The sequence below is a fragment of the Mycobacterium sp. M23085 genome (genome assembly GCF_045343915.1).
In the GTDB taxonomy this organism is placed as follows: domain Bacteria; phylum Actinomycetota; class Actinomycetes; order Mycobacteriales; family Mycobacteriaceae; genus Mycobacterium.
Genome location: NZ_CP174280.1, coordinates 4301009 through 4326951, shown reverse-complemented (window position 1 = coordinate 4326951; position 25943 = coordinate 4301009). Strand labels below are relative to the sequence as shown.

Below are 25943 nucleotides of genomic sequence, written 5' to 3'. Positions count from 1 at the left end.
CGGGTGAATGCCAGACACATCCACTCCGTCAGGAGGTCCTCCCACTTTCAAGCAGGCACGCCGTCAACAACCTCCCGGGTCACGACACCTAGCCGGCGGCTGGCGGCCGGGTGACCACGTAAGGCCGAAAGCCATACTTCGGAGGCTTGCTCGTCAGACTGTTCGCGGGCACATTGGTGATCGGCATCCCTGGCATTCCCGGAAGTCCCGACGTGACCGCCGGCGCGGTGTTGACCGGGTCGGCCGCTACCGCCGATGCGAGGTGAATCCCCGGGGAGTCCGCACTTGTCACGCTCGGCGGCACCGACAACGGCCCCAGATAGGCCGCTCGACCGAACGCCGCCGAGATCTGTCCGGCATGGTTATCGGACCCGCTCCATCCGGACGCACCGACCAACGTGCCCGGACCCGGGGCGCCGAGAACATCGTTCGCAGCCGCCGCGGCCCCGGCGCCCTGTTGGCTTTGGCTCATGAAGTCAGCGGCCGTTCCTAGGTAGTTGCCGGGCATGAAGAATCCGGAGGAGAAAATGGTGTTCCAGATGTTGGCGTCGGGTCCCCAATCGTCCCAAAGATCCGACAGCAGGGATGACGATGAAGACGAAGACGAAGACGAAGACGACGACGAGGACGACGACGAGGACGAGGACGAGGACGAGGCAACGGAAGCCACGGATGATGTCGCCGAGCTGGACGAAGTTGATGACGTCGACGAGCCAGGAGACGCCATGCTTTGCAACGTATTTGGCACTGAGGAGACCACGCGCGACAGTGTTGCCTGGCTGTCGGATTCCGTCGAGGTGGCTGTCGCTTGGCTGACCGCCCGGGCCTGGTTCGCCAAACCGGCGGAATTGGTGTTCTGTCCCGGCTGGGCAAATGGAGTCAGTTGAGTGGCCGCCGCCGACGATCCCGCGTAGGAATACATCGCTGAGGAATCCTGGGCCCACATTTCGGCGTAGTCGGCCTCAGTGGCCGCTATCGCCGCAGTGTTTTGTCCTAGCACATTGGTGGCAACCAACGATGCCAGCAGGGCACGGTTGTCCGCGACGATCGCAGGGGGAACCGTCAGCGAAAAGGCAACTTCATAGGCTGCGGCGGCAGCCCTGGCCTGGTTGGCTGCTTCCTCGGCCTGTGCTGCAGTGCTGGTCATCCACGCCACGTAGCTTGCCGCGGCGCTCGCCATCGACGTCGATGCGGCACCGCGCCATTGATCGGTGCTCAATCCCGAAACGATGGAGCTATAGGACGTCGCCTGGGCACGCAAGTCATCGCTCAAGCCCTCCCAGGTGCTCGCAGCAGTAATCAGCGAAGCCGAGCCGGCACCGGCGTACATGCGAGTCGAATTGATTTCTGGTGGCAGCGAGCCGTAGTCAATCATCGTGATTCTCAACAGGTCCGAGAGATATCAGCGGTGTGGGCCGCCGGGTGCGAACCGGCACCGCCGGTCGCCACGAGGTCGTGCCCATGGTGGCCTCGGGTTGCAACGACATCGCCGTAGCGTTTTTCCGCCGTGGTGGGTGTGTGCGGGTGTCCCATCGCACAAAGCATTCGATTCCTCCTTAAGTAGCGCACGGTGAACTTAGATCTGGAGCGTCACGGCGCAACACGATGGACACACACGCAAAGAAGATATTGCGCGTCGGAACTCGCAGCAGCACAGGTCGATTCAGATCGCTAGCCAGACCGGGAGCCCGATCGAAGCGAAAGAGTTGTCGGTCCCGGACAGGGTCTATCAGATGGACTCATTCCGCCTCACCTCCTAAGCGTCTGGCGCACGGGCCGCCGGTTGAGAGCGCAGCGAGATGAAACGGCCGGCGGTAAGTGGCAGACCGTGGCACCCCTCTCGTCAGAGCTTTGGCACTGCACGGCGTATTCGTCCATGAGTACGAAAGCCACTTGGGCTCAACCCTTGACCCGGGAAGAGCTGTCCTGACCGGGGGCGTCTTTCGACGTTCGGGGTCAGTGGCCTTTGTCCGTGCCGACGCCTCACCTAGCGAGGTGCTTGCGCCGGTAATAGTTGCACCCAGGCTCTCGATAGTCAACCGAATTGCACGAAAACAATTTTCGGCAACGTTGGCAACCGGGGGGCGGACTGCAAGCAGCTGCACATCGAACATGGGCACTTCGTCCGACGAGCTGCGGGCACGTAAAACCGTTGTGTGGCAGTGCATCAACTTGCCCGCACAGGCCCCACATCAACGACGCCGATAACCGGTGAACAGGCGATGCCTCTACCGCTGGGGACATTCGATCCAGTTGCGCACAGCCGTCGCGAGCGCGCGGCCTCCATGACGAACGGCTGGTAATGACCTTTTTTTCATCGCGATTTTTGATCGTCGGCTAGGCCATTGGGGAAACAACAGGTGAAAATGCGCTGCCGCAGAGCGATATTCAGTTTGGTTTCAGATTCGACTCTTACGGTTCCCGGCATCGGTGACAATCGAGGGAGGACGCGATGTCTTTTGAGACCACACAGACAGATGCGGTGGTGGCGACAGTGAATGAACTGCAGAAGATCAATGCCACGCTGGCTGCCCATTACGCGGCTCAGGCGGCACCAATAGCGGCTGTGATACCTCCTGGCGGCGACGTCATATCTGCCTTGACGGCAGCACGTTTCAGCGCTCACGCAGAACAGTGCCAGGCGATATACGGCCAAGCCTCCGTCGCGCTGGACGTTCTTGCACGACTCTTGGGAGCAGCCGTCGCCACCGAAGCGGCAACCATAACGGCCGCCGAGGCCGAGGCCAGTTAAGGGATCACAATGGTGGATTACGGTTCACTAGCGCCAGAAATCAACTCCGCGCGCCTGTATTCCGGTCCGGGGTCGACATCGCTGACCTCAGCAGCCTCCGCATGGAATACCCTTGCCTCCGAGCTGAATTCAGCGGCACTGGACTATCAAAATATTGTGACACAGTTGTCCAGCGAGGAATGGCTAGGATCCTCCTCAGCGGCGATGGAATCCGCGGTCAGCCCCTATGTGGAATGGATGAGCACCACCGCATCCCAGGCCGAAGAGGCCGCTACCCAAGCCAGTGCGGCTGCGGCGGCTTATGAAACCGCACTCTCTTCGGTGACGCCTCCCCCGGTGATTGCGGCGAACCGCGCTGAGTTGACGCAGCTGGTGTCCACCAATGTGTTGGGGCAGAACAGCGCTGCCATCGCAGCCAATGAGGCCGAGTACGGCAACATGTGGGCTCAGAGCGCCAGCGCTATGTATTCGTACGCAGGGCAATCCGCATCCGCGACCAAGGTCACGAGTTTTACCGATGCGCCACAGATCACCAACTCGAGCGCCCAAGCTACCCAAAGCGCTGCGGTCTCCTCGGCGACAGGCACTTCGGCAGGTAACTCGCAATCCACGTTGTCGCAGGTGCCTAGCACCTTGCAAAGCCTCGCGTCGTCGGGATCCTCGGCAGCATCGTCGAGTAGCACATCGAGCAACTCGACGAACGCAACGTCGAGCAGTGCGTCAAGTTCGTCGAGTAGCTCATCCTCGAGCCTGCTCACCGAAATTTGGTACCTGTTAACAGGTCAGACCAGCCTGCCCACCAGCCTCGGCGCGCTGATAAACGGCTACAGCCCTTTCGCGGGTTTGTTCTATAACACCGAGGGCCTGCCGTACTTCAGCGTTGGTATGGCCAACAGCGGTGTGCAGATGGCCAAGACCTTGGGGCTGATCGGTGGCGCGGCCGCCAGTGCGGCCAAAGCTCTGCCTGGTCTCGGTGGGCTGGGCGGCATGCTGGGTGGCGGCGCGCACGTAGCGGCTTCCTTGGGCAATGCCACCGCGGTGGGGCCGTTGTCGGTGCCTCCCGTATGGGCGGGAACCGGTGCCTCGCCGGCGATCACCCACGCCATACCGGTTAGCACCGTCAGCGCCACTCCCGAGGCCAACGGATACGGAAATGTCTTGGGCGGCATGCCCTTTGCAGGCAGCGGGGCCGACGCTGGTGCCCGTGGACCCCGATACGGAGTCCGACCCACCGTCATGGCCCGTCCCCCTCTAGGCGGTTAGCAACGCCATGGACTTCGGAGCATTACCGCCGGAAATCAACTCCGCCCGCATGTATGCGGGCCCGGGATCGGCGCCGATCATGGCCGCGGCCGCAGCCTGGGATGAAGTAGCGGCAGAACTGGATATCGCTGCAAGCGGATACGCTTCGATCATCTCGGAACTGACCGGTGGCCCCTGGCTCGGCCCGGCGTCGACCTCAATGGTGTCAGGGGTAGCCCCATTCATGGCGTGGCTGGGCGCGGCAACCACTCAAGCTGAGGAAACGGCCAACCAAGCCCGAGCCGCCGCCGCCGCCTACGAGGCCGCCTTCACGTTGACGGTGCCCCCGCCGGTGATCGCCTCCAATCGCGTGCAGTTGGCGACGCTCATCGCGACTAATTTCCTGGGACAGAACACGCCAGCGATCGAGGCCACCGAGGCGCAGTACATGGAAATGTGGGCTCAAGATGCCGCGGCCATGTACAGCTACGCCGCGTCGTCGGCCACCGCTTCGCAATTGTCCCCGTTCACGTCACCTCCGGATACCACCAACTCCGACGGCGCAGCTGACCAGTCCGCGGCGGTCACCCAAGCCAGCAGCACTCAAGCGGGCAGCTCAGCGCAAACCACCGCTTCCACAACTGCCCAGCTGACCGCGACATCCACCACATCGCAAGCGGTGCAAGAAGTCTCGTCGTCAACTACTTCATCGACCAATTCGACTGTGTCGTCGTCATCCACATCCACCACATCGTCCTCGTCGTCCTCGTCGTCCTCGTCGTCGACCTTGTCGTCACTCGAATCGCTGCTGGGGCTCAGTTCGTCGAACTACAGCACGATTCTCAAACAAACCACCGGACTGGCTTACTTTTCAGATGGTTTGAGCAGTTTCGGAATGTCAATCGGGCAACAACTGACAACGGGCCCAGGCGGCACAACCGCCGGTGCCGGGGGCGCTTGGTTTCCGACGCCACAATTCGCGCACTTAGGTCTAGGCAACCTCGGAAGTGGCGAGGTGTCGGCGAACGTGGCATCCGCTGGGAGGATCGGGGGTTTGTCGGTGCCGACCAGTTGGAGCACTGCGGCGGGCACACTGCAAGACTCGCCTGCTCCCATCGCGGCCGTCAACCATGCCGTCGGGCCACAGGGCGGATCAAACGCCATACTGAGCGGAATGCCCACGAGCTCTGGGGCGGCACGTCGCGCCACGGCGGGCTTCACCCATAAATATGGCTTTAAGCAACGCGTGCTCACCCGCCCACCATCAGCCGGATGACGGCGAGCCTTCGCCGTTTAGGCTTCTATGTCCGGCGCCCCACACAGACCGCGTCATTGCTCAGCCTGCAAGGCATAAAGAATTCAGCTCGGCGACCGACAGGCACAGCAGGCATTTATCGACCGCGGATGGCGGACGGCGTGCTGGGGCACAGCGGCAGGCTGCGCTGGAACCGTGCACCTCGCCTGTGCGTGAGCAGATTAGGTCCCCGCCGTCGGCTCCGCGCTGGTCAACATTCCGGTGCAATTAGGCAATCATCGTGCGACATGCAGTTCCCACACAGCTGGAGGGGCCAAATTAGGCTTGAGCTAGGGCAGTCGCCCCTGTGCGCAAGCCTCTGCGCGAATCACAAACGGCTAAGCGCAAGGCGCGCTGGCACAGCCGTCTTCATCCGTTGATTTACTCATGGCGAAAATGGGACTGCCCCCGGTTTGGTTGACTCCTGACCTGTGAGGATTCGTCCTTGCTGGAAGGATCAATCTCGTGCCGAAGCCGTTTCCCGCTGAGTTCCGAGCCGATGTCATCGCCGTGGCCCGCAAGGGTGAGGCGCCGTTGCGCCAGATCGCGCAGGATTTCGGGATCTCGGAGGCCTGCCTGCATCGCTGGCTCAAGATCGCCGACCGCGAGGACGGTGCCAACCGGCCGGGGTCTGCGGCGGCCTCTGGTGATGTGTCGGCGCAGCTGCGCGAGGCGCATAAGCGGATCAAGCTCCTCGAGCAGGAGGCTGAAGTGATGCGTCGCGCGGTCGGCTACCTGTCCCGGGATGCCAACCCAAAATGATCTACCCGCTGGTCCTCGACCTTGCCGATGACGGCGTGCCCGTCACGGTGACCTGCCGGGTCCTGGGATTCTCCACCCAGGCGTTCTACAAATGGCGCAAAGCACCTGTATCACAGCGAGATTGGGATGATGCGCACCTGATCAACGCCGCCCGCGACATCCATGCCGACGACCCCGCATTCGGCTACCGATTCATCGCCGACGAACTTCCCGGGCGCGGGATCTCCGCCAGCGAGAACCGTGTCGCACGGTTATGTTCCCAAGAGCGCATCTGGTCGATTTTCGCCAAGAAGCGAGGACTGAACCGTCGATCGGGGCCACCGGTCCACGACGACCTCGTGCAGCGTCAGTTCAGCGCCCAGTCCGCCAACCAGGTCTGGCTGGCCGACATCACCGAACATCGCACCGATGAAGGCAAGCTCTACCTCTGCGCCATCAAAGATGTCTATTCCAACCGGATCGTGGGTTACTCGATGGACTCGCGGATGAAGTCCTCGCTGGCGGTGGCAGCCCTGGATCACGCCGTGGCGCTGCGTTCGCCTGCCGCGACGGTCGTTCATTCGGACAGGGGTAGTCAATTTCGCTCGCGCAACTTCGTCCGCGCACTGTCACACAACGGATTACACGGATCGATGGGTCGCGTCGGTGCGTGCGGGGACAACGCTGCCATGGAGTCGTTCTTCGCCCTTCTCCAACGCAACGTGCTCGACCGGCGACGCTGGACCACCCGAGCCGAACTGCGCCTTGCGATCGTGTCGTGGATTGAGCGGACCTACCACCGACGCCGCCGGCAACGCGCACTCGGCAGGCTCACCCCGATAGAGTTCGAACTGCTCCACACACCAGTCGCAACCGCGGCTTGAAAATCACACCCCGCGAGTCAACTGAACCCGGGGCAGTCCCAATCAGCAAGAGTTATCACTCGATAACGTGTTATCGGCTAAGGCAAAACAGGGGGTGCCGCTTGGTTTTCCATGCACTGCGTCAGCGTCGTATTCCTAGGGGGAGGTCGTGATGACAACAGTCGAACTGCCTGCCGCCACAGAGCAAAAATCACAGGGCGACGGCACGGTGGCCGCAATCCCGCGAGGCATCCCAGCTCCTCGGTTCGCGCGGCCCACCATCGCGGTGCCGACTGTGCTGGTCTGGCTCGGATCGTTCGTCGCGTGGTCGGCGGCGACGGCAGCGGTTGTCTGTGGAGTGAGTCGTTGGTGGTTGGTAGTTACCATCATCGTTCAGGGTCTTGTGACATTTTCAATGTTCACCGTGTTGCACGAATCGATTCACCACACCGTCGGCCGACCAAAGTGGATCAACCAGGTCTTCGGCCGCTTGTCGATGCCGTTCGTCTCATTGTTCGGAACATTTCCTATGCTTGCGTGCACGCATCTCGCGCACCACCGCTACACCAACGAGAGCATCCACGACGATCCGGACACGTGGAGTTCCACCGGTCCAAGTTGGCAGCTTCCGTTGCGCTGGTTAACAATCGACGCCTGGTACTGCCGCTTTTACCTAGCGCGCCTGCGCCGGCGCCCGCGCAAAGAGGCGCTGGGATTCGCCATATACTTCACTGTGGCCGTTGCCTTCGTCGCCACCATCGTGAGTCTGGGCTACGGGCGCGAAATGGTGCTCATCTATTTCATCCCACAGCGGATTGGCATGGTCATTCTCGCCTGGTGGTTTGACTGGCTGCCTCATCACAGCCTTGGCACAGCACAGACCGACCGATACCGGGCCACCCGCGTTCGGGTTGGCGGCGAGCGGGTTCTGTGCCCGGTGTTGATGTATCAGAACTATCACTTAGTCCATCACATCCACCCGGCGATCCCGTTTTACCTCTACATCAAGGCATGGAAGGCCACAGAAGCAGACTATCTGGAGCGAAACGTGCCAATCACCGACGCGTGGGGCCGGGAAATGACCCCGTCGGAGTACCGCACCTGGCGGGAGGTCACCTCGCCGCAGCGTCGGTGCGGATCGCGGTGATCGCAGCGCGACGGTCGGCGGCGCGCGGGTCAGGGTTGGGTTGCTGGCCTCGACCTTGACGGCGGCTCGACGCATTCCTCAAGGGCTCCAACCGTTTAAGTCTCGAGGTAATCTCTGACAGCTTCGCCCACACGGGGCCCGCACCGCCGGCCCCCTCCCCCCGGTGGTGGCACTCGATGAGTACTTTGCTCGTCCGCGTTCCTCGAACGCCTGCGACATCGAGGGCTTCACTGCATCCGAGACGGCCCAGGCCCAGCGGTACGCGGCCAAACAGCGGGGGCATTGCCAAGCTCGCCCAGTGTCGGCAAGACGCAGAACCGAAATGACGAATGACTTCGACACTCCAAGCATCACCACCGATGCGGGGGGCTACGCCCAACTGCTGGCCCGATGCATCGCCGCTCACACGATGGGCGTCCATTACAGGTTTCAGGTACCCGATTTCGTAGGCCAGCAGCTACGGCACGCACACAACCTTCGCGAGCATCTGATCAGCCCACAGCTAGCGTATGACGAAGACATCAAAGCGATTTGGCCATCGTATCCCCCAGCGGCGGTAGCCGAAGCCGCCTACCGCCCAACCGACGGCGTCTCAACGAGGCCTCTGCGGATGCTGACGCAGCTGGGGTATGTTTAGGCCGACCGGGAGTTAATTGCCCCGGTGTTAGTTGGTGCGTTCGGCCCAGCCCGGGGGCAGCTGATTCGGGGGCCACCGATATAGGCGACTCGTCGTCGATGCCGACGTGGTCGATGAAGGTGATGGTGGCGAACTCGGGCACGACGTAGATCGGGTACGACATCAGCGCGCACCCATAACGGCGCGAAGCATTCACTATCCCCCATCTCTTCCTCCGCCCGTACGATATGCAATGTTTGAAGTGCTGCAACTGTAAGTTCGTGTCATGCCACCTACTGCTTTCAATGGCCAGGTTGAAGTATCCGCTGGTGGCCAGATGAAAGTATCCACTCCGTACGGTAGTTCTAGGTTGGCTTGGGGTTCTCCTTCCGGTGGTGGGCGTCTTTCATGCGGTAGGAGTCGCCGTCGGTGATGATGACGGTGGCGTGGTGCAGCAGGCGGTCCAGGATGCTGACGGCGGTGGTCTGCTCGGGCAGGAACCGCCCCCATTGTTCGAAGGGCCAGTGCGAGCCGATGGCCAGGGAGCGGCGCTCGTAGGCGCCGGCGACGAGCCGGAACAACAGCTGGGTGCCGGTGTCATCGAGGGGGGCGAAGCCTAGTTCGTCGAGGATGATCAAATCGACCCGGAGCAAAGATTCGATGATCTTGCCGACGGTGTTGTCGGCCAGGCCGCGGTAAAGGGTTTCGACGAGGTCGGCGGCGGTGAAGTAGCGGACCTTGTGCCCGGCGTGGATCGCGGCCGTCCCCAGCCCGATCAGGGTGTGGGACTTGCCGGTGCCTGCGGGCTCGATGATCGCTAGATTCTGTTGCGCACGAATCCATTCCAGGCTCGATAAGTAGTCGAACACCTTGGGCTGGATCGACGAGGCGGCCACGTCGAACGACTCCAACATCTTGGGAACGGGGAACGCCGCGGCCTTGAGCCGGTTGACGATGTTGGAGGCGTCCCGGGCGGCCAGTTCGGTCTCGACCAGGGTGCGTAGCACTTCCTCGGGTGTCCAGCGTTGCGTTTTGGCGGTCAGCAGGACTTCGGGTGCGGTGCGCCGGATCGCCGCGAGTTTGAGGCGGCGCAACCCCGCATCCAGATCAGCAGCCAATTGTGGGAGCGACGGTGGTGCAACGGATTTGATCTCTTTGGCCGTTGTTGTCATGACGTCGCCTCGCCGTCGGCGACGGGAGCGACCCTGTAGGCCTCCAGCGAGCGGGTCGGGGCGACCGGCAAGTCCAGGATCAGGGCGTTCCCGGCTGGGCGTGGTTGGGGTGTTCCGGCGCCAGCAGCCAGGATCGAACGAACATCGGTGGCCCGGAACCGCCGGAACGCCACCGCCCGGTGCAAGGCCGCGATCAGGGCGTCGGTGCCATGCGCGGCACCGAGGGCGAGCAGGACCTCCAACTCCGATCCGAGCCGGGTGTTGCCGATCGCTGCTGCCCCGACGAGAAACGCCTCGGCGTCGGCGCCGAGATCGCAGAACTGCTTCTCAATGCTGGTTTTGGGGCGCGGCCCCCGGCTCGGTGCTGGGCGGGGACCGTCATAGTGGGCGTCGAGGATCGAGGCGCTGCCGGGGGATGAGTTCGTGTTCGGCCACGATCATCCCGGTGCAGGGTTCGACCAGGCAGACCGCGCCGTGATCGACCACGATGGCCACGGTGGTCCCGATCAGGCGGGTCGGTACCGAGTAGCGGGCCGACCCGTAACGCACACAGGACAGCCGATCGACCTTGCGCAGTACCGACGGCGCTCCGATCTGCAGTCGCAGCGATGGGAGGGGCTGCAGCACATCACGTTCGACGATCAACCGCTCATCGGGAACGGCCTGGATCTCCGCATGCGTCGGCGAGTTGACCTCTGCGCACCAGGTGCCAGCAGCCATGTTGGCGGCCCGCACATCCACCACGGTGCCTGCGACGGCGGCCGCAGTCAATAGCGGCACCGCGAGGTCACGTTGGGCATACCCGCACAAGTGCTCCACGATGCCCTTGGATTCTGGGTCATGGGCATGGCAGAAGTACGGCGCGAACCCGTAATGCGAAGCAACGCACGTAATCCGGCGTAGGGACAACCACATTGGCGACCACACCACCTTTGAGGCAGGCCATCCGGTCGGCCAGCACCCGCGCCGGCACGCCGTCGATCGCGGCCAGAGCCTCGGCGATCAACGCCAACGTGGTCGCCGCTCGTTGGTCGGTGGCGAAGCGGACGAAACGCCACCGGGAGAACGCCAGCACCCCGCAGAACAGAACCAATCCTGGTGCCGCCTGGGCCCAGTCGATGACCAAATACTCGCCCGGTGACCATACTGCCGGACGGCGACCGCGATGATTCTGACTGCGCCAGAACGCTTTTGCGTCAGCGACAAGCCGCCGGAAGTTGCGGTCAGAACCAGTGTAACCAGCGGCCACCGCGATCGGTAGCAGCCGCTTGGCCGAAATCCGTCCGTGGGACTTCTCGATCCGTTCGGTGACCAGGTCAGCCACCGCATCGTAGTTATGCGCTCGCTGAACTCGTGGTGCTGGCCGGTCGCCGGCCTGGTCGGCTTCGAACTTGTCCACGACCTTCTTGACGGTCCGGTGGGTCGTGCCGCACTGCTCGGCGGCGGCTCGGTAAGACCCGAGCTGTTGATAGGCAGAAATGATGTCCATACGGTCCCTCGCAGACTTCAATGGAACTCCCCGGTGGTGGCGGCGTTTGGTTGGCGCCTTCACCGTCACCACCGCGGGGCCCGCAGTTCCTGATCGACACGACGAACACGGAGTGGATACTTTTACCTGGCCAAAACTGGATACCTCTACTTGGCCACCAGTGGGTACTTTTTCATGGCCACGGACACTGCTCCTGTCTCAAGCGACCCCCGACATGCGCGATAATGTCAACGATTAGCTGATGGGCGAAGAGCCAGAACTACGGCTGGCTTTCGGACCTAACGCCGGTGGCCTCCCATCGACGAACCATCGGGCGTCTTGCGCTGCAGCCCCAAGACTTTCGGCGGCGGCGCGAATACCAGTGATGGCCGCTCGGAGTTCGTGGGCGGCACCCGCGAATTATTGGCGCGTATGCTCATCAGAGGCTTCCAAATACATCCAGCGCTTCGCCGAACGCTGCTGATGGCCTGCGTATTTCGACGCGAGATCGGTGCGGGCCGAAATCCTTCGCCCCGGTCACCGCGTTGGAGGCCTACAAGTCAGAGGGCAACACGCCACCGCACACCGGAACCGTGCGCGTCATTGCCAATGCCCAGAGGCGTTTGCGCCCATCACACAAGATTACCGAGCGTTGCTCCGTACTGATCGGGCGCGACCGCGTTCTTGCTTCTTGTATCGCCGCTGATAGGGGTCCATCCCGAGGCGAGTCGCCAGTGCGACGACCGCGCGGAGCCTTTTCGCGATGGATGGTCGGAATACGGTCCTCAGCAAGACGGTGTTCAGACTGAAGTGTGCGTTGTAATCGTGGAGCGCCGTGCGGAAGTCGCGCTCGCTGAGCCTGTACAGGTCGAACACGTAATCCAGGGTCTTCTCGTCCAAGGTGTGGTCATGGGCGGCCGCGTGTAAGGCTTCGTAGGTTCGGGAGATCCAGTCGGAGCCGAATCGGTCTGTCACCGAATCGTTGGTTTGCTGACGGTGTAGGTCGGGGTTGAGGAACTCCTTGATCGCGAGCTCATTTGGGGTATCAAGATCAATTGCGAGCGCAGTAGAAATCCGCGCTATCTCCCGTCGCCAATCCTGGAGGAAGTTGGCGTAGTCGACGAAAACACGTGGCAGGCCGCGCGTTTGCCGTTCGGCCAGCAAACTGTATTTCAGCCATAAGGCGCTGGCAAGCTCCTGTGAGGCTCGATCCCGCGTCGCGAGGGACTTGATGACTTCCTGCGGGTGACGCACCGCGATCACAACCGCGACGTCGAGGCCGGCTCGACGCGCGGCTTCTAACCACACGTCGAACAGCAGGGATATCCTCGGCTCTTTGATGACCACCAGTGGCGCGGCCGGCAGTGTGGCAAGAAACGCCTCGATCGCGGTAATGGAAGCTTCTTTCTCATCAGGAGTGAACGGGCCCTCGCTGATGCGCAGCGTGGGATCGGCCCAACCGCTGTGTCGCCGGTAGAGGATTTCTTCGTTGATATCCATGGCGTCGCGTGGCTCCCAGAGGCCCGTCGGATTGCTCGCGTCAGGACCTAACAGCCGGGCCGGGAGCGCGGCACCGCACAGGGAGATCACCCGCGTGAGCGCCGACGTTCCAGACCGGCCCATACCCAGGACGAATAATGCGACCGGGCGCTCCGAAGCCCGCGGCCAGGCGACGACGGGGCTCATCAGTTCACCTATGCGCTCGCTGCTGTCTTTATGGAGATGGTTTTGGTTGCTGCTCGCCCCGCGGGGTTGCGCGGATACTCGCAGATGTTTCGCCGCCGGTGCGCCGTGCACTGGTTGCATCTCGTTCATAAGGCTCTTCTCGTGCCACCAACTTTTCGACGTGCAAGATGCTAGGAACCGGACCTGAACTTGACCTGAAGACTGCGGCCGAGCGGCGCGGATTCATCAATTGTTTCATTTCAGCGGCCGTGCAGATGACCCCCAAAACGGGTGGGGAGAACCCGTTTTCTCGTTGTGCAGTGAGCCTTATGGCAACCCGATCAAGCGCCTACGGCATCCCATGGGCGCTACAACATGCAGCCATCCACGCGACGTCCGTTAACTTTGGTTGCCGCGCCGCAAGGGGAGCAAATACCTTTGTCAGGCGGCGCGCCCGTGGGGGCTGAGCTGCGCACCGAGCTTCGGCAGGCTTCATCCACAGGCAAGTAGGGCGGCCAAGCACGCGAGCCTAGCCGCCCTCCCTCATCCGGATAAGGGGCCGATATAGGCCGTACCCCCCGTCTGGATCGTCCGACAGACAGTCTATCTGCGATCAAGCCGACATGCGGTGGCGGCAGATTAAAGGCACGAACGGTTTCGCCGCCCGACCCGGCCAGCCGGCCTTATCCGCGGCTAAATGTTTGGTGCTCGGGCCGGTCTGTACACGGTTGTCCCTAGCGCGAGTAGGCAGTCTGCGTCCGCTTCCCAAAGCCTTCAGGCTGGATTCAGATTCGGTTCATATCGTCGCTGGCGTCCCAGCGGTTCACACCTAGGGAGATGCCGTGGCCGATGAAGAACCATCCTTGAGCACACTTGGCGAGCTGAAGCGCCAGCAGCTGTGTTCGGGCGCTATACCCTCCGCTGCCATTGAGGCAGGCGAAGCCGCACCGACACGATCCGCCGCAGCGGCACCCGAAGCATCTGTCCTACGGCGCCACCCTCTCGGTGTCGCGGTCAGCGCCGGCATCATCGGATTGATCGTCGGTGTGATCCTGACAGCCGCACTCCTAATTGGTCCGTGGGCTAACCGACCCCAACCGGTGCCCTGGTATGTGCCATCACCTCCACCAGGATGGCCATCGTCCCCGGCATGGACGGTACCGCCCGGCGGATGGGGTACTCCCCTCGCGCCCCCTCCTCAGCCACCGCCAGCCTTCGGGCCCCAACCAACAGGCCACCTGCCAGCGCAGCGCCCCGGTGGCGCGCCCGTCGCGCCGCCGCCTAGCGGGCCGCCGCCGGCGTCCGGGCAACAGTAATGGCGCCGCGAGTCGCACGCATAGCGATCATCCAGGGCGATTCGGGGCACTGTGCCTCAGGAAGCTGCCCGCGGGAGCAACGTGGCAGCCGCCAATCGACGCCGTCTCGCGCGCCACCGTGGTCATCACCGCGCCTGCCTTGCAGGGGCCGGGCCCTAATTCCATCCGCGTCTCACGACGGGCTATAACAGGAGCAAGGAAACAGATAGGAGAAACAAGTCAAGTATGAAGATTAAGCAGGCTATCACTGGTTCGCTACTAGCCGGTGCACTCGGCGTGGCTGTTGGCTTTGGTGCTGCCGTCGCCAATGCCGATCCCCCGCCGCCGCCACCGGGCCCAGGGCAGCCGGGGCTCCCACCGCCCGGTCCGGGTGGACCCCTAGGGCCACCCGGGCCGGGTGGACCGCTGGGGCCGCCCGCACCACACCCTGGACCGGGGGGGCCACCACCGCCGGGTGCGCCACCGCCGGGCTTCTAACGACAGGGGGCGCAGAACCGCACTGACAGAGTGGCTGCCTCGAGCTTTGTCGCTCGAGGCAGCCACTCACTACCACAAGAGGAGTCGTACACCCTCAACGTTTTTGGAGGGATGCAGACTGGCTATCGAGCCGAGTCAGCCGCTGCGCGGGGGACACCGCGTCTACGACGTCTGCGATGTGAAATCGCCCGTCGGCCGCTCAACTAGCAGAATCTCCATCAGGATGGCCGAAGTCGCGCCGTCGCGTCCGGGCCTAGCCTCCAACTACATCAAGGCTTCGATATGGCGCGCTGGGGTGCAGGCAGGGTGAGCTGGAAGCGTGCTCCAGGTTGATGCGGTATGCAGACCAAGTCTCCATGGTGGGCGTGTGCTAGCGCGCGGGCGATGGGTAGGCCAAGCCCAGCACCGCCATGGTCGCGGTCGCGGGCGGTATCCAAACGGACAAGTCGGTCAAAGATCCGCTCGCGGTCAGAATCCGGGACCCCCAATCCCGAATCAGTGACCGTTAACTGGGCGACAGGGTCGGTGTTGCCGGCTGGATTGACCTGGTGGGTGGCGCGTACATCGATGACGATGTGCCCGCCAGGCGGCGTGTGGCGCCGGGCATTGTCAACAACATTCGACACGATTTGTGTGATCCGGATTTGGTCGGCGCGGATAGGCACGCGCGGCTCCCCGGTACGGGTGACAGTGATCGCTGGTGAGAGGAGTGCTGCTCGTTCTCGTTCAGCATCGGCAATTTCGACGAGGTCAGTGTCGGAGAAATCAAGTGCCACACCGGCGTCGATGCGGCTGAGGTCAAGCATGTCGGCGACTAATCGACCTGCACGTCGAGACTCATCGAGCAGCAACGCCGCTCGCCGATACTGGTTGTTCGCGTCCGCGTCGTCGCCGTGTTCAGCGGCAGCGCTGAGAATTTGCTCGGCCGCGGCGCGGATACCGGTGATGGGTGTGCGTAACTCGTGGGCGGCATCGGCGAGGAATTGGCGCGTGCGTTGTTCGGAGGCTTCCAACGCGTCCAGCATGCCGTCGAAAGCCGCGGCTGCACGTCCGAGCTCGGTATCTGAGCGATCGGGTCGTAGTCGCTGACCCCGGTCGCCGGTCGTGATGGATCGGGCCAGGTCGGTTAGCCGATCCAACGGCCGCAAAGCCCCGTGGGTGGCCAGGCTAAGCAGTAGCGCCGCCACGGCCACGGTGATCAGGGCCCCGGCGGCCATGATTTCGCGCAGGCGTCGGATCAACGCCGTGGTCTGCGTGGTATCAGCGACCAAAATCACCCGGCCACCGGGCTGTAGCGGGTGCACCACAACAGTGGCGGTCCCATTCGTTGGTCCGGGTGGTGGCGGCGGCGGCCATCCTGGCGGTATCGGGGGAAGGGGTGGCCAGCCCGGCGGCGGTAGGGGTGGCGGAGGGAGCACGGTGGGTCCGGGGGTCGTGTCGAGACGAATGGCGGTGTCGCCGTGGGTAGTGCCGTCTGGCGCGACAAGCAACGCGCGGATCCCGCCACCACCAAGCACTGATACCAGCTGATCTGGAGGAGTATGTGCTGCGGCCAACACGTCGGCGCGGGCAACAGCGCTCGCCAATCTGTCCTGGACGTCGTGGCGAGTTTGCACGCGCACCAGTACATCGATCATGAAACCAAGCGCCACCAACAGGATTGTCAGCAGCCCAAGGACCATGAGAGCCACCCGCCGACGTAGCGAGGGTGTGGCCGTATACGGCGGCGCCGAGTCGCTCACGAGCGAAGTGGCTGTAGCCGGTACCCAATGCCGCGCACAGTGTGGAGGATACGGGGCCCGTGAGCCTCAAGTTTGCGGCGCAGCTTATTGATGTGAACGTGAACTAGGTTCACGTCGTAGGCGTCGTGGCCCCATAGCGCATTGAGGATCTGGTTGGTACTGACGATGCGGCCACGCTGTTCGGCCAGAAACGCGAGCAGACGAAGCTCGGTAGCAGTCACGTCCAGTTGTGATCCAGCACGCACCGCGATCGCGGCGTCGAAGTCCAACGTGAGATCGCCGTATTGGACGACTGCTGGCAGCTGTCCGCGGCGGCGCAGCACCGCAGCCACGCGGGAGATCAGCTCGGCCATTTCGAATGGTTTCACCACGTAGTCGTCCGCGCCACTGTCGAGGCCCCGCAACCGATCAGGCAGCCCATCGCGAGCGGTGAGTAGCACAATTCCAGCAGGGCCCCAGTCGCGGACGACGTTAATTAACTCGAAGCCGTCGCGGCCGGGCATCATTACATCCAGGACGACGAGGTCGGGCCGAAACCCGTCGAGCACATCCTCTAGCTGAGACCCGTCGGGCCGCGAAGCCGTCAGGTATCCGACGCCAGTCAACGCCTCGCTGACCATGTCGCGGATAGCCCGGACATCCTCCACCACCAGGACCCGCGCCATAGGTTTTTCCGGGGGCCGCGCCCCGCGAGGGGAGTTGTTCATCCCTTGTATTGTCAGCACGTTCCTGAAACGAACCTGAAAAACCACGCTTGAGCGGACCCCGTGAACTGGTCCACGGCGGCCGAGAGTCGTTCATTGGCGGGTACAGGTGGCAGCGTAGCGGGCCGGGGTCTGGTAGCCCAGTGACGAATGCCGGCGGTGGACTCTTCTATATGTTGTCAAGCGGCCTGCGGGTGGACGTCGTGGTTGGCGTGGAACCTTTCGAGGGTCCGGTAGAGCTGACGGGCTAGGTAGCGTTTGAGGCAGCGCCGGATTTCCTTGGTGGTGCGTCCTTCTGCGCGGCGCCAATCGACGTAGGCCCGGGTTTCAGGGTCTTGAGTCATTCGGATGATAACGGCCATGTGCAGGGCACGGTTGAGTCGCCTGTCTCCGCCGCGGTCGAGTCGGTGGCGGATGGTGTTCCCCGAGGAGGCCGGTATCGGGTTGACGCCGGCCAAGGCTGCGAACGCTGCCTCGGAACGGACCCGGCCGGCATGCGACCAGCCGTGTAGACGACCGCGGCAGTGACTGGGCCGATGCCGGTTTTATTTAGCAATGCAGCCGCTTTGCTGGCGTGGAGGAGATTGGTCATCTGCGCCTGGTTGGCCGCGAGTTGGTCGTTGAGATCGACCACGCGCTTGGCCATCCGGATTGCCTCGGCGCGCGCGGTGCTCGTAGCAATGTCTTCGACGCGGGTGCGCCAGCGAGCGATCTCCCCAATCTGGCTGGCAGTCAACGGCTTGCGGGCGTCGATACCGAGGGCGGCTGTCCGTAGCAAGGCGGTGAGCGCGTTAATAGTCGCCGTGCGTTCGGTGGTCATATGTGCGCGAGCAGTGACCAAAACCCGCAATGCAGCCCGGATACCGTCATCGCTTCGCGACCGGCGCAGCTGCTCTGGCTCAAGGGACAAGACCGAGGCTGCGATCCTGCGGGCATCGAAGGGGTCGGACTTTCCGGTGCCCCGACGTGTCCGCGCGTCCATCCGACCCGCCTCCACGACCTCGAAGCCGGCTCGCTTCGCTGTCGAGGCCAACTGGGCTCCGTAGGTGGCGACGCCTTCAATGACCCACAAGGAAGCCATCTCGCCATCGGTGGCGCGCGGCCCAGGCCACAGCCCGGTCCATGCCCGCAGCGGTGGCAGGGAACTGCTCAGTGCCGACCAGTTCGCCTGTTGCAGCGACCAAGACGGCCAGGGTGTGAGTGCGGGCGTGGGTGTCCACTCCGATGACGAACGGGTGGGCATGCGCAACGATGGTCATGGCGGCGGGCTTCCTTCCAGAAGCGGGGACAGGTCCGGCCGCCAACGCGGCCGGCGCTGGCCTGGATGGAAGTCACTTCGGAGCAGCACTGTAGCCTGGCTACCCGGTTCAGCTCATCGATCAGGTTATCGGCAGTGATGGAGCGTTCGACTAGGGCGTGTCTGACAAATGCGGTAGCCAGAGCGTGATGGCGCGCAGGACCGCTGCGCCGCGGTAGACGAGGGCGAGTTTGTCATAGCGGGTGGCCAGCCCGCGCCACTGCTTGACGACGTTGAATTTCCGTTCAACGACATTGCGGCCCTTGTAATCCTCGGCGTCGAACGCGGGTGGCCGGCCGCCACGTGCACCCCGCCGTTTACGGTGGGCGATCTGGTCAGACGGTTCGGGAATGACCGCGCCGATGCCGCGTCGGCGTAGCCGAGCGCGTGTTGCTCGGCTGGAGTAGGCCTTGTCGGCGCGGATGCGATCGGGGCGAGTACGTGGCCGGCCACCGCGGCGGCGGTCTACTTGCAAGTGCGCGAGCAAATGCTCGAAGACCGGTCCGTCGTGGGCTTGACCGGGGCTGACGAGCACCACCAAGGGCCGTCCGCGGCCTTCGACGAGATGGTGGATTTTGCTGGTCAACCGGCCGCGGGAGCGGCCAATGCCGTGGTCAGGCGGCTCGCTCGTCAGATTCGTGTAATTCGACCCAGCCCCCCCCGTGTGGCGGGTGACGTTCGTGGCGCGTTGGTTCGCACGAGCGATCGTGGAATCCACCGCCACCGCCCAATCGATGATTCCGCCCTCCTCAGCGGCGGCCAGCAACCGAGATAGCACCACGTCCCGGGTGCCCTCGCCGCTCATCCGCCGATGCCAGTCCAAATCGACTGCCATCGTCCAAACACCGCGGGCACGTCTCGCCAGGCGATGCCGCACCGATACCGATTTGTCAGACACGCTCTAGTCGTCGAGTGGCGAAGCCGCCGATACGCATGCGACGAGTTGGCCTGACGGATCCGCCGGCTTTCAGCACCGAAAAGCGCTGACGAGATTGGTTTTCGGTAGTCTACTGGCCAAAATTCGCCTCATCGCAGTTCGAGATGCTCGACGTTAGCTACGTCACTTCGCGCACTCAGGTTCTGCTCAGACTTCCAATCCCGCTGTATCGCAGTCGCTTACCCGTAGCGAAAGGCGGGCAAACGCGCTTCCGGCGGCTTTCGCTTTCGCCGCTAACGGCCCACGGGAGCGCGCTATCGGCGCAGGCAGTAAGGAATTCTCAGGTTTTGCCGCCGACGAGGGATACATCACACCTCGGGGGCGGGTTGCCCGGGGCCGTGACGCCGGGATGCGGCCGTGTCGCACACGGAATGCCCTGGATCACAGCGCGTTGTGGCCACGTTCCCCGGTCCGGATGCGGACAAGCGCTTCCACCGGCGACACCCACACCTTGCCATCGCCGATCTTCCCGGTGTGAGCCGCGCCGATGATCGCTCCTGTGACCCGGTCGACGAATTCCTCGTCGATCAGTACCTCGACCCGGACTTTCGGCACGAAATCGACCGCATATTCGGCCCCGCGGTAGACCTCGGTATGCCCCCGCTGCCTGCCATACCCCTGGACTTCGGTGACGGTCAAACCCAGCACACCGGCGGATTCCACGGCATGCCTGACGTCATCGAGGGCGTAGGGCTGGACGATCGCGGTAATCAGCTTCATGACATCTTCGCGTTCTCAATCGTCAACCGGCGCAACGGGTTCGGAGACGTCCGCGGCACTGCGCGATACGGATAGCGGCTCGATCCGCCGACCGGTGACGAGTGTTTCGTCGGGGTAAGCCTCTTCGTCGTGGGCACCGAGGTCGCCGGTTTCCAGTACCTCGTCGGGCAACCGCAATTTCATAAAGAGGCCAAGAACTTTCAGGATGACGAACGTGACGAGGGCATCCCAGACGATGACCGTACCGGCAGCACCGGCCTGGATCAGTATCTGTTTGGGATGGTGACCGTACAGCCAACCGGCGAAGGTCACGTCCTGTCCCGCGCTGCCGCCCAGGTATTCGACGATGTGCGGATCGGCGAGCACACCGACCAGCAACCCACCGGCCAAACCCGCCACACCGTGCGTGTGAAACACACCCAGCGTGTCGTCCACCTTTTGGAAAAGCCTTGTCGTACCGAGCCAATTCCACGACATCCATACCAGGGACGAGGCGACGGCGCCGATGATCATCGCACCGAAGCTGTTGACAAAGCCGGCCGCCGGCGTGATGGCGACCAGGCCGCTGATCATCCCGTTCACAGCGCCCAGGAATGTGGGTTTGCGCTGCTTGCTCCCGACAAGGTCCCAGATCACCCAGGTGAGCAATGCGACTGCGGTGGCGAGGTTGGTGTTGAGCACCGCCAGTGACGCGTCGGCGCCGGAAAAGTATGGGTCACCGCCGTTGAATCCGTTCCAACCCAACCACAGAACGCCGGCACCGACCGCGGCCAGGGGCAGGTTGTTCGGCACCGCGCGTTCCCGGTCGCGGGCCAGCCTCGGACCTATCACCGCGGCGGCGACGAACCCGGAAGTCCCGGCGGCGAGGTGAATCACGTAGCCGCCGCTGTAATCCAGGGCGCCCGCATGCGACCACCAGCCGCCGCCCCACAACAGAAACGCATTCACCGAGTAGGCGAACGTCGACCACAGCGGCACGAAGATCAGCCAGACCTTGAAGCTCATTCGCCCGATCACGCTGCCGAGAAAAAGGAGCGGAGTGATGGCGGCGAACACGAATTGGAAGTACGCGAGCGTGGTCTCCGAGAAGCGGAAAGACGGCATGGTGCCGTCCAGCAGCGGGATGTAGGCGATCTGCTGGTTGTTGCTACTCAGGATGGTCCTGGGTTTCCCGACCGCCGACTGCAGGATGCCCGGTCCGAGTTTCAGCGGTTCGCCGAAGCCCATCTTGAAACCCCAGAGCACCCACACGACCAGCACCAGAGAGAACCCGGTGAAGGCCATCAGCATGGTGTTGACGGCCCACTTTCTCTGCACGATTCCGCCGTATAGGACGGCGATGCCTGGAATGCTCATCAGGCCGACCAGAGTCGCCGCCACCAACTGCCAGGCGTTGTCTCCGGGATTTACCCAATCTGGATAAGGCAACATGGTTCAGACACACCCCAATTCGGGCCGGCAGGCCTTTGAGAATCAGCTGCGGTGCGAAGTGACGCCGTAGACGGGTGAAGCGTCGAATGGCAATGTTTCGTCTGTATGAGCACGACTTTAAGAATGTATTTCGGATTGCAACGCGGCTAGCTGAACTGCGTCTGCGGTCGCGCCAGCCTGACCCCGTCGACAGTGATGTCGACCTTCTCGTTGTAGAACGCGATGAGACCGGCCACCTGACCGACCGCCGGGAGCGGATAGTGGTAGGTCCACGCCAGGTCCTCGCGTACGGTGTCACCGACCCGCACCGACCAATAGCCCGACGTTACCCCCTTGTACGGGCACAACGTCTGCGTCGCGCTGGGTTCCAGATGCGCGAACGCGACATCGGTAGGGTCGATGTAATACCTTGTCGGCAAACCGGTCTCGAACAGCAACACGGGAGTTGCGGTGTCCGCCAAAAGAATTCCGTCGAGTTCGACCCGGACGTGCCGGTGCGAGCGCAGGGCGTCGACGCGCGAATACGGGTTGCGCGGGTGGCCGTAGATCGGCTCATCTTCTTCGAACCAGCGCAACGGATTCCACTCAAACCGCACGGTACCGGCCAGCGGGCCGTCGCCGCCGAAGAGCCGCGCGGCCGACGCATGCGTCTGGCCGTCCCCCACCAGCGAGTACAGCCGCGACGGTCCGAATTGCACCTTCTGGGAATGGTTTTCGTCGCGCAGGAACTCGGAACGGACATCGTCGAGCGGGATGTAGTACTGCGGGTAGTACGGCACTTCCCACACGTATCGGGCGGCGGTGGTATCGAACACCAGCGCATCGCCGAGATAACCACGGACCCGCCGCGGGGCGGGTTCGATCCTGCCGCGCTCGGCGGCCATCCGCGGGTAACCGGTTTCGGCGGTCATCGGTGACCTACTGGTCCTTGGAGGCCAGTCCGGCCGGCGCGTGCCCGATGGCCGTGCGGATGGCGTCGGCCAGCGCGAGCGCGCTCTCCTCGGTCAATTCCAGGGCCACCCGCGCCGACGGGCCGAGGTGCGGGTTGATCACGTCGATGTTGACGGTGTGGCCGTAGGGCGCATGGACGGGGTGGTCGACATACACCGTGGCGCGGTTGGCGCCGAACCATCCCGTCGCGCCCTTGGCGCTGCCGTCGATCTCGACATGCTCGGTGAGATAAGTGCACATCGGTTTCTCCCTATGTCAAGCCGCTGCCGTTTGGCAAGGCTGGATTCGGTTTTGATAGTCGGTATGGAGGTGGTGGAACACCACGCGAGCTAGGCGGCGTTTCAGGCAGCGCAGCGCTTCGGTCCTGGAGTCGCCGGCCTCGAGGCGTTTGCGAAAGTAGGCCTGTCCAAGACCGGCAAGGCGGATCTGGGTCACGGCGATACGGTGCAGTGCGGCGTTGAGTTGGCGATTGCCCGAACGGGTCATGCGGACCCGCCCGGCGGTGTTTCCTGACCACACCGGAATCGGGGCCACCCCGGCATGGCGGGCGAAGGCGGCCTCAGTTTTGAACCGGGTCACGCCCGCGGCCTCGCCGACAAGTTTGGCTGCAGTCAACTCTCCACAGCCTGGCATCGCCAACAACACCGGTGCCATGATGCGCACACGATCACCAATTCGTTTGGCCAACGTGTTGATCGTCTCGGTGAGCCAGGTGATGTCGGCCAGCTCATCGCGGGCCAACTCGGCGACCAGCCCGTGCTGGGTTGTCAGCCACTGACCCAGGAGTCGACGGTGCTTGGCCAGATCCAGCGAGCGTGGCTTGGGGGCGCGTTCGGGATCAAGTTCATGCACCCGCCACAACAGGCGATTGATCGTCGAAGTGCGTTGCGCGACAAGATCTTCACGCCGATCAACCAGGAGTTTGAGCTCGCGTGAGGCCTCGTCATGCGACGCGACCGGAAGATCGGGTTCACGCAGGAATGCCCGCGCGACCGCCAGCGCATCGATCGGATCGGATTTACCCCGCGTGCGCGCTGAGGCCCGCACCTGAGCCATCAACTTCGGCGGCACCCGCACCACCTGCTGACCGGCCGTGAGCAAGTCGCGCTCCAGCCGCGCCGACAAATGCCGGCAGTCCTCGATCGCCCACACCACGTCGGGCCCGAAGCGTTCCCGAGCCCACATCACTGCCTCGGCATGCCCGACGCTGGTCGCCGCAACGACCTTCTCACCGAGCTTGCGCCCAACCCCGTCCACAGCGACAAACGTGTGGGTGCGCTTGTGGACATCGGCTCCAACAACAACCATGGAGGTTGCCTCCTTCACTGTGAGGTGACGGTTGGGCCGGTCGGCGGACACATCTCAGTCGGGGGCGATGCCACGCTCCTATCAAGTCACGCCGGCCGGTCCTTCACACCTGATGCCGACAAAACGGATGCACGCCAACCCCAAGGGCGGCACTGAGCCTACGAGCCAGACACCAAGTGATCAGGATCCAACCACCGCAACAAGCGGCAACCTCACCCTGACACTGAGAAGATGCCTAGCCTTTCAGGTAGGTGGCGAAAAACTCGTCGATGCGCTGCCAGCCGGCCACCGCGGCCTCCGGCCGGTATGCCGGCCGGTCGACGGAGAAGAAGGAATGGCCGGCTCCCGCGTAGGAGTGGAACTCGTGCGGCTTGTCCAGCTTGGTGAGCTCGGCATCCAGCGTGGCCACCGCGGGCGGCGCCGGAAACCGGTCGTCGAGTCCGAACAGGCCCAGCAGCGGGCAGCTCAGATTGGGGGCCAGGTCCAGGATCGGCTTGATGGCCTTGGGCATCCCCTCGGGCGGATCCTCGACGATGAAGGCGCCGTAGCAGTCCACCGCCGCATCGAGCGGCAGCGAGCACGCCGCCAGAAAGGCGTGCCGTCCGCCCGAACAATGCCCGATGACACCGAACTTGCCGTTGGCACCGGGCAACGTGCGCAGCCGCTCGACCGCGCCCGCGACGTCGCCGACCAATCGTTCGTCGGGCACCCCACGCCCGCGCCGCCGCGGCCGCGTCGTCGGGCGCGGCACCCGGGGCTTCCCGCGAGTACAGGTTGGGCGCCACGGTGTTGTAGCCGTTCACGGCGAGCCGGCGGACGAATTCCTTGGTTTCCCGGTCGTATCCGGGCATGTGGTGAATCCACACCACGCCGCCTCGTGAGCCCTGCGCGAGCGGCACGGCGTGGTAGGCCTCGATCTCATCGCCGCCGTGCCCGGCGATGGTAATGGTTTCTGCGCGGATGGCGTCAGCGCTGGGTGCGTTCATCACGACTCCTTTTCTCCGCTCCGGCGGCATTCCCGTTGTGGGTCACCCGGATGCGAAGCGCTGCGGCAGGTCCGGGGCCGTTCCGCCGAGAACCAACGTAGCCGAACCGCGGTGCGCGTTCAGCGCCGCTTGTCGCGCACCTTGTACGTCGAGGGCCACGACTTGCGGGACTCGTCCCCGGTCAACGGGGTTCCCATCCCGCCGACCTTGACGGCATAGGCCTCCTTGCCCGGGCCGACCTCGCGATTGGCGTGTTCGGTGGCCAGGAAGTACAGCTCGTCGATGGTGGCTTCGTCATAGGCGACAAACGAGGTTTCCCGCGCGACGTCGTCGATGCCGACCAGCATCCGGTCGGGCAACAGCCGGGAGGCCACCGCCGCCAGCCCCAGCAGGCCGAACGGAACGATCCAGTAGCACAGGAAGGACAGCGGCGTCTTCGTGTCCAGCATCAAGGCGGTGGTGGTCCCGGCGGGGCCTTCGGGACGTTCCAGGATCGACGGGATCAGCGACGACACCGTCATCGCGGCGAACGTCGCGACCCACAGCCAGCTGAGGATCTTGACGACGCGGCCGAACAGCTCGGTTCTGACGACGTCGGGAGCCTGTTCTGCCGCGACGAACTCGGTCACGAACGGCTTGCCGATCAGCACCCCGATCAGTGTCACCAGGAAGAGGCCGGCGTTGCTCAGCGGCAGTATCCACCGCTCGAGGAATGATTCGCTGAGCGCGAAGGCCAGCACGGCGACCACCAAAAGCACTGCGACGGAGGCAAAGTCAAAGAACTGCCACTTCCTGCCCATCGCACCCCCCAGGCCCAGGCTGGTGGCGGCGATCACCAGCGCGACCAGCACGGCCGCGGGGAACGGAACATTACCGACGAGTACCCAATACACGATCCACGGCGCGAGGCCGAACAGCATGCCCATGCTGGGTCAGTGTATGGACGACGGTCTGCGGCGCCGTCAGCGGCAGGCCCAAAGTATTGGTCCGCGTGTCACGGACTAACGCGCGGCGTCGGATCGAAGTGCTGTGCCCCCAGTCGGACTCGAACCGACACTTGACGGATTTTAAGTCCGCTGCCTCTGCCAATTGGGCTATGGGGGCCCGGTGGCGA

At 63.6% G+C, this 25943-nt stretch carries 18 protein-coding genes, 1 tRNA gene, 4 pseudogenes and 1 riboswitch; of the genes and pseudogenes, 5 read left to right on the top strand and 18 right to left on the bottom strand.

Annotation, left to right across the window (positions count from 1 at the left end):
- Positions 1-88: 88 nt before the first annotated feature.
- Positions 89-1375: a PPE family protein gene (locus ACIUM1_RS20415; protein WP_406814386.1), complete on the bottom strand. Its 1287-nt coding sequence runs from the start codon at positions 1373-1375 to the stop codon at positions 89-91.
- 453 nt (positions 1376-1828) lie between these two features.
- Positions 1829-2002: riboswitch (M-box (ykoK) riboswitch) on the bottom strand.
- Positions 2003-2452: 450 nt separating this feature from the next.
- Here ACIUM1_RS20415 and ACIUM1_RS20410 point away from each other — a divergent pair.
- The 5 genes from ACIUM1_RS20410 (at position 2453) to ACIUM1_RS20390 (ending at position 8039) form a co-directional block, all read left to right on the top strand.
- Positions 2453-2752, top strand: coding sequence for a PE family protein (locus ACIUM1_RS20410; RefSeq protein WP_406814385.1), 300 nt, complete (start codon positions 2453-2455; stop codon positions 2750-2752).
- A gap of 9 nt (positions 2753-2761) precedes the next feature.
- Entirely contained in the window at positions 2762-4015 is a 1254-nt protein-coding gene (locus ACIUM1_RS20405; protein WP_406814384.1) for a PPE family protein, read from the top strand.
- A 7-nt stretch (positions 4016-4022) separates the two neighbouring features.
- Positions 4023-5270, top strand: a complete 1248-nt coding sequence (locus ACIUM1_RS20400) for a PPE family protein (RefSeq protein ID WP_406814383.1) — start codon at positions 4023-4025, stop codon at positions 5268-5270.
- 483 nt (positions 5271-5753) lie between these two features.
- Positions 5754-6913 (top strand): IS3 family transposase gene (locus tag ACIUM1_RS20395; protein WP_406814382.1). Its coding sequence is split into 2 segments (ribosomal slippage): positions 5754-6045 and positions 6045-6913, totalling 1161 coding nucleotides; the frame shifts between segments, so codons are not numbered across the junction.
- Positions 6914-7064: 151 nt separating this feature from the next.
- Positions 7065-8039 (top strand): fatty acid desaturase, encoded by a 975-nt coding sequence (locus tag ACIUM1_RS20390; protein ID WP_406814381.1) that lies wholly within the window; start codon positions 7065-7067, stop codon positions 8037-8039.
- 521 nt (positions 8040-8560) lie between these two features.
- On the opposite strand, the gene ACIUM1_RS20385 is transcribed toward ACIUM1_RS20390, so the two are convergent.
- The 17 genes and pseudogenes from ACIUM1_RS20385 to ACIUM1_RS20305 all read right to left on the bottom strand — a co-directional run bounded on the left by ACIUM1_RS20385 (position 8561) and on the right by ACIUM1_RS20305 (position 25933).
- Complete coding sequence (locus tag ACIUM1_RS20385) at positions 8561-8839, bottom strand: phenolic acid decarboxylase (RefSeq protein WP_406817778.1); 279 nt, start codon at positions 8837-8839, stop codon at positions 8561-8563.
- A 181-nt stretch (positions 8840-9020) separates the two neighbouring features.
- Positions 9021-9827: an IS21-like element helper ATPase IstB gene (gene istB / locus ACIUM1_RS20380; protein WP_406814380.1), complete on the bottom strand. Its 807-nt coding sequence runs from the start codon at positions 9825-9827 to the stop codon at positions 9021-9023.
- Positions 9824-11337 (bottom strand): annotated as a pseudogene (gene istA, locus ACIUM1_RS20375) (IS21 family transposase). The gene istB and the pseudogene istA overlap by 4 nt, the downstream one beginning before the upstream one ends.
- Before the next feature lie 600 nt (positions 11338-11937).
- The gene (locus ACIUM1_RS20370; protein ID WP_406817777.1) at positions 11938-12981 is read right to left on the bottom strand and encodes a sulfotransferase family protein; all 1044 of its coding nucleotides are present in this window, start codon (positions 12979-12981) and stop codon (positions 11938-11940) included.
- A gap of 2041 nt (positions 12982-15022) precedes the next feature.
- Positions 15023-16435: an ATP-binding protein gene (locus ACIUM1_RS20365; protein WP_406814379.1), complete on the bottom strand. Its 1413-nt coding sequence runs from the start codon at positions 16433-16435 to the stop codon at positions 15023-15025.
- 56 nt (positions 16436-16491) lie between these two features.
- On the bottom strand, positions 16492-17202 hold the full coding sequence (locus ACIUM1_RS20360; RefSeq protein WP_406817776.1) for a response regulator transcription factor: 711 nt from the start codon (positions 17200-17202) through the stop codon (positions 16492-16494).
- Between the two features lie 176 nt (positions 17203-17378).
- Positions 17379-18458, bottom strand: a pseudogene (locus ACIUM1_RS20355) (IS110 family transposase).
- Between the two features lie 150 nt (positions 18459-18608).
- Entirely contained in the window at positions 18609-19331 is a 723-nt protein-coding gene (locus tag ACIUM1_RS20350; protein ID WP_406814378.1) for an IS5 family transposase, read from the bottom strand.
- A 483-nt stretch (positions 19332-19814) separates the two neighbouring features.
- Complete coding sequence (locus ACIUM1_RS20345) at positions 19815-20153, bottom strand: P-II family nitrogen regulator (RefSeq protein ID WP_406814377.1); 339 nt, start codon at positions 20151-20153, stop codon at positions 19815-19817.
- A gap of 15 nt (positions 20154-20168) precedes the next feature.
- The gene (locus ACIUM1_RS20340) at positions 20169-21584 is read right to left on the bottom strand and encodes an ammonium transporter (protein ID WP_406814376.1); all 1416 of its coding nucleotides are present in this window, start codon (positions 21582-21584) and stop codon (positions 20169-20171) included.
- Between the two features lie 146 nt (positions 21585-21730).
- Positions 21731-22495, bottom strand: coding sequence for a DUF427 domain-containing protein (locus tag ACIUM1_RS20335; protein WP_406814375.1), 765 nt, complete (start codon positions 22493-22495; stop codon positions 21731-21733).
- Between the two features lie 7 nt (positions 22496-22502).
- The gene (locus tag ACIUM1_RS20330) at positions 22503-22775 is read right to left on the bottom strand and encodes a DUF6295 family protein (protein ID WP_406814374.1); all 273 of its coding nucleotides are present in this window, start codon (positions 22773-22775) and stop codon (positions 22503-22505) included.
- A 15-nt stretch (positions 22776-22790) separates the two neighbouring features.
- Positions 22791-23861 (bottom strand): IS110 family transposase, encoded by a 1071-nt coding sequence (locus ACIUM1_RS20325; RefSeq protein ID WP_406814373.1) that lies wholly within the window; start codon positions 23859-23861, stop codon positions 22791-22793.
- Positions 23862-24078: 217 nt separating this feature from the next.
- Positions 24079-24709, bottom strand: a pseudogene (locus ACIUM1_RS20320) (dienelactone hydrolase family protein).
- A gap of 33 nt (positions 24710-24742) precedes the next feature.
- Positions 24743-24829: pseudogene (locus tag ACIUM1_RS20315) on the bottom strand (dienelactone hydrolase family protein); the annotation flags it as partial.
- Between the two features lie 119 nt (positions 24830-24948).
- Complete coding sequence (locus ACIUM1_RS20310) at positions 24949-25755, bottom strand: hypothetical protein (RefSeq protein WP_406814372.1); 807 nt, start codon at positions 25753-25755, stop codon at positions 24949-24951.
- A gap of 104 nt (positions 25756-25859) precedes the next feature.
- A tRNA-Leu gene (locus ACIUM1_RS20305) sits at positions 25860-25933 on the bottom strand.
- Positions 25934-25943: the final 10 nt, after the last annotated feature.